The sequence below is a fragment of the Micromonospora sp. NPDC005173 genome (genome assembly GCF_040608515.1).
Classification (GTDB): domain Bacteria; phylum Actinomycetota; class Actinomycetes; order Mycobacteriales; family Micromonosporaceae; genus Micromonospora.
Genome location: NZ_JBEXIK010000117.1, coordinates 1 through 1,072, shown reverse-complemented (window position 1 = coordinate 1,072; position 1,072 = coordinate 1). Strand labels below are relative to the sequence as shown.

2 protein-coding genes are annotated in these 1,072 nt (G+C 66.8%); both read right to left on the bottom strand.

Going from position 1 to position 1,072, the window contains the following annotated elements; translation table 11 throughout:
* The coding region (locus tag ABZV00_RS37860) for a transposase family protein (RefSeq protein ID WP_355615490.1) at positions 1-544 on the bottom strand (544 nt) is incomplete at its 3' end.
* Between the two features lie 213 nt (positions 545-757).
* Positions 758-1,072 (bottom strand): hypothetical protein (locus ABZV00_RS37855; protein WP_355615487.1); only part of this gene is annotated, 315 nt, incomplete at its 5' end.

Below are 1,072 nucleotides of genomic sequence, written 5' to 3'. Positions count from 1 at the left end.
CCCAGTACAGCGCGCCGGTGATGTCGTGGAGTTGGGCGCAGGTGAAATCGTGCAGGTGCCCAGGTGACGCGTCGGAGGTCCAGATCGGGAGCCCGTCCGGGCGCATGATCGCCTGGATGTTCGCGCCGAAGTCGCGGTGCTTGCCGGAGTACCAGGCGTCGATCTGCTCGCCTTTGACGCTGGCGGTCGTCTCCGTGAGGCGGTCGGTGGCGAACAGCTTCCCGTCGAGGATCACGTAGGACCAGCCCTCGTCGGCCGCCCGGCGTAGGGCGGCGTGTAGGTCCGGGGCCTGGGCGGACAGGACCGCGATGGCTTCAGCGATGTAGCGGTAGGCGGTGGCCCTTGATACGGCGAACCCGGCGCCGAGCAGGGTCTTGTCCTCGCCTTTGCGGAGCCAGATCAGCGCCATCAGGGCCTGGCGGAAGCAGGTCAACGCCCTGGTGCCGGTGCGGGTGCCGCGGGCACGGCGTTCGGCGGCCAGCAGTTGGGCGAGGTAGTGCACGAGTTCCCTGGGGACGTCGAGCGTGGCACGATAGGCGATCACGTGGAGTCCTGACTGGTGAAGTAGATCTTGGCAGACCTTCTTCTACCGAGGGCTCCGCGCCACGTCCAGCACCGTCTGCTATGGATGCTTGGTCCGTGTCGACCTATTTCAGACGCCAGCTACGGCAGTGACACTTCGCGTTAGAACTGGGCCAGACCGCGCGTCATGAGCCTGTGCGCGATCCAGCGGGTCGCATGTGGAGGCTGCTCCTGATCAGCCTGGGAACGGGCGCAGAGGCGACTTATCGCCTACGGACCACTTGTGACCGAACGGGTCCGTGAAGCCACCTTGACGGTGCGTCCCCCAGGGCACGCGGTGATCCTCGATTCCCGCTCCGGCGATCGCGCCGGCGGCGACGGCGCGCTCGATGAAGTTGTCGGGGTCATCGACGAGTACCTCAATGCGGGTGCTCGTGACCCCCGCCTGGCCGGGGCTGGTCTCTGCGGGGTTCTTGGGATTGACCGCGTGGAGGAAGAAGGCGGCGCCACTGATCTCAAGGCCGGCCACGCCACCAAGGTTCCACAGCTC